At 68.4% G+C, this 6,508-nt stretch carries 7 protein-coding genes and 1 pseudogene; 1 reads left to right on the forward strand and 7 read right to left on the reverse strand.

Annotated features, from left to right (window positions below; all coding sequences use genetic code 11):
- The 3 genes and pseudogenes from fabI to fabA form a co-directional block, all read right to left on the reverse strand.
- Positions 1–856, reverse strand: a pseudogene (fabI, locus tag AC2W7M_RS17500) (enoyl-ACP reductase FabI); the annotation flags it as partial.
- A 52-nt stretch (positions 857–908) separates the two neighbouring features.
- Complete coding sequence (gene fabB / locus AC2W7M_RS17505) at positions 909–2,126, reverse strand: beta-ketoacyl-ACP synthase I (protein ID WP_486133624.1); 1,218 nt, start codon at positions 2,124–2,126, stop codon at positions 909–911.
- Positions 2,127–2,184: 58 nt separating this feature from the next.
- Positions 2,185–2,718, reverse strand: a complete 534-nt coding sequence (fabA, locus tag AC2W7M_RS17510; RefSeq protein ID WP_486133625.1) for a 3-hydroxyacyl-[acyl-carrier-protein] dehydratase FabA — start codon at positions 2,716–2,718, stop codon at positions 2,185–2,187.
- 298 nt (positions 2,719–3,016) lie between these two features.
- On the opposite strand from fabA, the gene mscL reads away from it, so the two are divergent.
- Positions 3,017–3,427, forward strand: a complete 411-nt coding sequence (gene mscL / locus AC2W7M_RS17515) for a large conductance mechanosensitive channel protein MscL (RefSeq protein ID WP_486133633.1) — start codon at positions 3,017–3,019, stop codon at positions 3,425–3,427.
- A gap of 14 nt (positions 3,428–3,441) precedes the next feature.
- Here mscL and AC2W7M_RS17520 read toward each other — a convergent pair whose 3' ends face one another.
- From AC2W7M_RS17520 to AC2W7M_RS17535, 4 genes are all read right to left on the reverse strand, one after another.
- On the reverse strand, positions 3,442–4,524 hold the full coding sequence (locus AC2W7M_RS17520) for a quinone-dependent dihydroorotate dehydrogenase (RefSeq protein WP_486133626.1): 1,083 nt from the start codon (positions 4,522–4,524) through the stop codon (positions 3,442–3,444).
- Positions 4,525–4,534: 10 nt separating this feature from the next.
- Entirely contained in the window at positions 4,535–5,233 is a 699-nt protein-coding gene (locus AC2W7M_RS17525; RefSeq protein ID WP_486133628.1) for an orotate phosphoribosyltransferase, read from the reverse strand.
- A 110-nt stretch (positions 5,234–5,343) separates the two neighbouring features.
- Positions 5,344–6,189, reverse strand: a complete 846-nt coding sequence (locus AC2W7M_RS17530; protein WP_486133630.1) for a hypothetical protein — start codon at positions 6,187–6,189, stop codon at positions 5,344–5,346.
- Positions 6,123–6,508 (reverse strand): hypothetical protein (locus tag AC2W7M_RS17535; protein WP_486133632.1); only part of this gene is annotated, 386 nt, incomplete at its 5' end. The genes AC2W7M_RS17530 and AC2W7M_RS17535, both read right to left, overlap by 67 nt.

The following is a 6,508-nucleotide window of genomic DNA, read 5'->3' on the forward strand; positions in this document are numbered from 1 at the left end:
GGCCGCCGCGACTGATCGGCGCCGCGACCGGAGCGTCGGCGGCGAGCTTGGCTTCCGCATCCTCCTGGGTCTTCAGCACGTCCGGATGGGGCATGGAATGATGTTGTAGCCCGAGTCCACGAAGTGGACCTCGCCGGTGACACCGGTGGAGAGGTCGGACAGCAGATAGAGCGCCGCGCCGCCCACCTCCTCGATGCTCACCGTGCGGCGCAGGGGGGCGTGGCGCTTCTGGTAGTTGAACATCAGCCGCGCATCGGCGATGCCGGCGCCCGCGAGCGTGCGCACCGGCCCGGCAGAGATGGCGTTCACGCGGATGGCGCTGGGGCCGTAATCGGCGGCGAGATAGCGCACCGAGGCCTCCAGCGCCGCCTTGGCGACGCCCATCACGTTGTAGTTCGCATCACCGGGTGGAGCCGCCATAGGTCAGCGTCACCAGCGCGCCGCCGTTCGGCATCAGCGCCGCGGCGCGCTTGGCCAGCTCGGTGAAGGAGAAGCAGGAGATCACCATGGTGCGGGAGAAATTCTCCCGGCTGGTGTCGGCATAGCGCCCCTTGAGCTCCGACTTGTCGGAGAAGGCCACCGCATGCACCAGGAAGTCGATGCTGCCCCAGGTCTCCTTGAGGGTCGCGAACACCTGGTCGACGCTGGCGAGATCCTCGACATCGCAGGGCATCAGGAGGTTTGAGCCGATGCTCTGGGCGAGCGGGCGCACGCGCTTGCCCATGCCCTCGCCCTGGTAGGTGAAGGCGATCTCGGCGCCCTGCGACGCCAGCGCCTTGGCGATGCCCCAGGCGATGGAGTGGTCGTTGGCGACGCCCATCACCAGACCACGCTTGCCCTTCATCAGATCCTGCATCGCCTACCCTTAGAGCAGCTTCGTTGATGCCAGTGGCCGGACCCCGCCAGCCTCAGGCGTCCACATGCTTCAGCACCAGGCAGGCATTGGTGCCGCCGAAGCCGAAGCCGTTGGAGAGCACATGGCCGAGCTGGGCATTGTCCACCCGCTGGCGCACGATCGGCATGTCGGCGAAGGCCGGGTCGATCTCCTCGATGTTCGCGCTCTCGGCGATGAAGCCGTTCTGCATCATGAGGATGGAGTAGATCGCCTCGTGCACCCCAGTGGCGCCCTGGGAATGGCCGGTCAGCGACTTGGTGGCCGAGATCGGCGGGCAGTTCGCGCCGAACACCTCGCGGATGGCCTCGATCTCCTTGAGATCGCCGATCGGCGTCGAGGTGGCGTGCGGGTTGATGTAGTCGATGGGCGCCTTGATGGTGGACATGGCGAGCTTCATGGCGCGCGCCGCGCCCTCGCCGGAGGGGGCCACCATGTCGGCGCCGTCGGAGGTCGCGCCATAGCCGGCGATCTCGGCATAGATGCGGGCGCCGCGCGCCTTGGCGTGCTCCAGCTCCTCGAGCACCAGCACGCCGGCGCCGCCGGAGATGACGAAACCGTCGCGGTTCTTGTCGTAGGCCCGCGAGGCGATCGCCGGACGGTCATTATAGGCCGAGGACATGGCGCCCATGCCGTCGAACAGCACCGAGAGGGTCCAGTGCAGGTCCTCGCAGCCGCCGGCGAAGATCATGTCCTGCTTGCCGTACTGGATCAGCTCGTAGGCGTTGCCGATGCAGATGTTGGTGGTCGCGCAGGCGGCCGAGATGGAATAGCTCAGGCCCTTGATCTTGAACCAGGTGGAGAGCGTCGCCGAGGCGGTGGAGCCCATGGCCTTCGGCACCGCGAAGGGTCCGACGCGCTTCGGCCCCTTGTCGCGGGTGATGTCGGCGGCGTCGACGATGGTCTTGGTGGACGAGCCGCCCGAACCCATGACGAGGCCGGTGCGCTCGTTGGAGATCTCGCGCTCTTCGAGCCCCGCGTCGCGGATCGCCTGGTCCATGGCGACATGGTTCCAGGCGGTGCCGCCGCCATGGAAGCGCATGGCCCGGCGGTCCACCACCTCCTCGGCGTTCAGCGTCGGGGCGCCGTGGACCTGCGAGCGGAAGCCGAGCTTGGCATAGTCATCCGCGAAGGAAATGCCGCTCTTGGCCTCGCGCAGGCTGGCGAGCACCTCCTGCGTGGAATTGCCGATGGACGAGACGATGCCCATCCCGGTTACGACGACGCGGCGCATGTCACCCGTCCCCCATTGCTTTTGAGACGTTATGGCGCGGGATCGTGGCGAGGCCTTGTCAGGCCCCCGCCGATCCCGGAGCCATGTCCGTCTGGAACAGGCCGACCTTGAGGTCCTTGGCCCGGTAGATCACGGTGCCGTCGGCCGAAAGCCAGCCGTCGGCGATGCCGAGCACCAGCTTGGAGCGCATGACGCGCTTGAGGTCCACCCCGTAGACCACCTTCTTCATCTCGGGCAGCACCTGGCCGGAGAATTTCAGCTCGCCGAGCCCGAGCGCGCGCCCGCGCCCCGGCGAGCCGAGCCAGCCGAGGAAGAAGCCCACCATCTGCCATAGGGCATCGAGCCCGAGGCAGCCCGGCATCACGGGATCGCCCTTGAAGTGGCACGGAAAGAACCAGAGGTCCGGATTGACGTCCAGCTCGGCCCGGACCATCCCCTTGCCGAATTCGCCGCCGGTCTCCGAAATCTCGGAGATGCGGTCGAACATGAGCATGGGCGGCAGCGGCAATTGCGCGTTTCCGGCACCGAACAGTTCGCCACGTCCGCATGCCAGAAGATCTTCATACCCGAAGCTGGTCTGCCGTTCCGCCATTCTCGCCGGTTTCGCCATGCTGCCCGTCATGTTGACCATGAGGGCCCGTTAAGGGTCGTTTCCATCGAGCCCGAAGGCCCGCCCCCGCAGGCGAGGGCGGCACTCCCTAACATAGGCAAGGGCGCGCTCAAAGTCATGAAAGCGTCACGCGCACGATAAGTCGCGCCCTGGGCGAACCGGGCGGCGCGTTTCGGGTTAGGCTGAGGGGGCGCGGCGCGCGAAGCGCGCGCGTTCCGGGCCCGCCCCCCCGGCGCGGGCTGCGTTACGACAAACGGGAGAGGTCGCGATGCTGACGAATATGCTGAAGGAGTTCAGGGACTTCGCCGTGAAGGGCAATGTCGTCGACCTGGCGGTGGGCGTCATCATCGGCGCCGCCTTCGGCAACATCGTCTCCTCGCTGGTGGGCGACATCTTCATGCCGGTCATCGGCGCCGTCACCGGCGGCCTGGACTTCTCCAATTACTACATCCCGCTGTCCTCGGCGGTGACGGCGGAGAATCTCGCCGACGCCAAGAAGCAGGGGGCGGTGCTCGCGTACGGCTCGTTCATCACCATCGCCATCAACTTCCTGATCGTCGCGGCGATCCTGTTCCTGCTGGTGCGGGGCATCAACCACCTGCGCCGGCAGCAGGCGGAGAACGCCGCGAAGGCGCCGCCGCCGGCGCCCACCACCACCGAAGCGCTTCTGGCCGAGATCCGCGATTGCTGAAGGCCGAGGCCGGCTCACCGGGCGTCGACCCCCACCGCATCGGCAACTGAGGAAAAGCCGTCCGCCTTGAGGCGCCGGGCAAGGTCCGCCTTGACCCGCGCCACCAGGCACGGACCGGCGAACACCAGCGCGGAATAAAGCTGCACCAAGCTCGCCCCGGCGCGGATCTTGGCATAGGCGTCCGCGCCCGACGCCACGCCGCCGACGCCCACCAAAGGAATGCGCCCGCGCGTCAGCCGGTAGAGCGCGGCAAGCCGCTCGGTGGACAGCGCGAACAGCGGCTTGCCGGACAATCCCCCGGTCTCGTCCTTGAAGCGGCTCTTCAGCGAAGAAGGCCGCGCGAGCGTCGTATTGCCCATGATGAGGCCGTCCACCTTGGTCTCCAGCGCCACCTCGGCGACGTCGGCAAGGCCCTGGTCGTCGAGGTCCGGCGCCACCTTCACCAGCAGCGGCGGGCGGGCGGCGGGGTCGGCAATGGCCGTGTCCCGCACCGAGAGGGCGCGAGCGATCAAGGTCTCCATCTCCACCCGCGCCTGCAGCGAGCGCAGGCCGGGCGTGTTGGGCGAAGAGATGTTGCACACCAGATAGTCCGCCAGCCGGCAGGTGGCGGCGATGCCGGCCGAATAGTCGTCGACCGCGTCGTCGGTGTCCTTGTTCTTCCCCACATTGGCCCCGACGATGCCGGTTCGGCCCGCCGCCCGGCGCGCCTCCAGCCGGCGCACGAACGGGTCGAGCCCCTGCGAGTTGAAGCCGAAGCGGTTGATGACGCCCTCGTCCTCCTCCAGGCGGAACAGGCGCGGCTTCGGGTTGCCCGGCTGCGGGCGCGGCGTCACGGTGCCGGCCTCCACGAAGCCGAAGCCGAGGCCGAGGATCGCGTCCACCGCCTCGGCATTCTTGTCGAAGCCGGCGGCGAGACCGACCGGATTGGGAAAGGACAGACCCCAGACCCGGGTCGCCAGCATCGGATCATCGCCGGCCCCGCTTCCCCTGGACGCCACAGGCACCAAACCGCGCTTCAGCGCCGCAAGTGCCAGTTCGTGGGCGCGCTCGGGCGAGACGAGGCCGAGCGCCGGGCGCATCAGGGCGTAGAGGTCCATCGGGAGGCTCTCATTCTCCGGTGGTCGCGGCGCCGCCGTGGGCCTTCGACCAGGCATGGGGATCGTTCAGGAACGCCTCGATCTGGGCCACCTGCTCGGGGGGGAAGGTGTTCATCTCCTTCACCTGCGCCAGCACGTCCCACCAGGTGGCGAGCTTGTGCAGCGTGAGGCCGGCATCCTTCAGGATGCCGGCCGATTCGGCGAAGATGTCGTAATAGAAGAACACGAAGCAGTGGGAGCACTCGGCGCCGGCATTGCGCAGCGCGTTCACGAACAGCACCTTGCTCTTGCCGTCGGTGGTGAGGTCCTCCACCAGCAGCACCCGCTGGCCCTCCTCGATATGGCCCTCGATCTGGGCATTGCGGCCGAAGCCTTTCGGCTTCTTGCGCACATACTGCATGGGCAGCATGAGCCGATCCGCGACCCAGGCGGCGAACGGAATTCCCGCGGTCTCGCCGCCCGCCACCGCGTCGAACGTCTCGTATCCGGCCTCGCGGAAGATCGTCGAGATGCCGAAGTCCACCAGCGTCTGCCGCACGCGGGGGAAGGAGATTAGGCGGCGGCAGTCCACATAGACCGGGCTCGCCCAGCCCGAGGTGAAGATGAAGGGTTCGCCCGAGGAGAAGCGCACCGCCTCCACCTCGATCAGCATGCGGGCGGTCTCTTTGGCGATGGTGGCCTTGTCGGGAAAAGCGGTGACGTTCGCCATGAGGAGTGCCCCTTCGTCGGAAGTCTCGGTCGGAGGGGGCATATATCAGAGGCGCGGGCGATGGGCACCCTGGATGCGGCGGGAGGACAGCGCCCGCCCGCCGCTGCGGATCAGCGGACCTCCACCGGGGCACGGGCGAGGACGCGCCGGCTGTCCGCGCCCTGGAGCACATAGCGCACCTCGTAGCGGCCAGGCGCACTCGGAGCGGTCAGCGTCGCGGGCTTGCCCTCCAGATCGCGGGTAAAGGCGTAATCCAGCTCGCCGCTGGTCTCCGCCGCGCCGGCCGGAACAAGGTCCACATAGTCCCCCTTGCCGTTCGGCCCCGACCATTGCACCTCGACGGCGGCGGCCGGCGCGACCCGCGCCGGGGCCTTCAGCGTCACCGGGTCCACGTCCTCCACCGTGAGCGGGACGCGCACCAGCTCACGCCGCCCGCCCGAGGCTTCGAGCACATAGCGCACCGCATAGGCCCCGGGCTGGGCCGGCAGCTTCAGCTCCACCGTCTCGCCATCCTCCGACTTGTCCACATAGGCATAGTCGGTTTCGCCCGTCGTCTCGCTGGAGGCGGCGGGGACGACGTCGACATAGTCTCCGGCCCCCTTCGGCCCACGCCAATGGACGATCAGCTCCGCGCCGACCTTCGCCTTGGGCGGGAAGGCGAGCGCCGCCGTGGCGGCCGTCACTTTGAGCGGCACCGAGACCAGCACCTTGCGGCCGCCGGCCGCCTCCAGGACGTAGCGCAGGGTGTACGCTCCGGCATCGCCGGGCGCCCTCAGCTGCGCCGGATTGCCCTGTTCGGCATAGGCGTAAGAGAGTTCGCCCGCCGTCTCCTTGTGGCCGGAAGGCACCACGTCCACATAGTCGCGCGCCTGGCCGGGGCCCTTCCACGTCACCTCGAACGCCGATCCGGCGGGAACGGACGCGGGCGCGATGAGCGCGACGGCGCTGTCGCCCACCTCGACCTTTCCGGTCGCCAGCACCCGGTGAATGTCGGGTCCTGCCCAAATGTAGCGGATGTCGTAGGTGCCCGGCGCTCCGGGCGCGCGCAGTTCCGCGTCCTTGCCTTTTCCACATAGGCGTAGGACAGGTCCTTGCCCACCTCGGCCGTGCCGGCGGGGACCAGGTCCACATAATCGTTGGCACCGGCCGGGCCGGTCCATTTCACCGGAAAGCTGGCGCCGATGGCGGGCTTGGCGGCGGCGGACACCGTCGCCTTCGGGACGGACACCGGCGCGCCGCCGGCGCCGTCGGCGACTTGGGCGGCGACTTGGATCG

Source organism: Xanthobacter sp. BG11Y11_SDJG, from assembly GCF_057364445.1.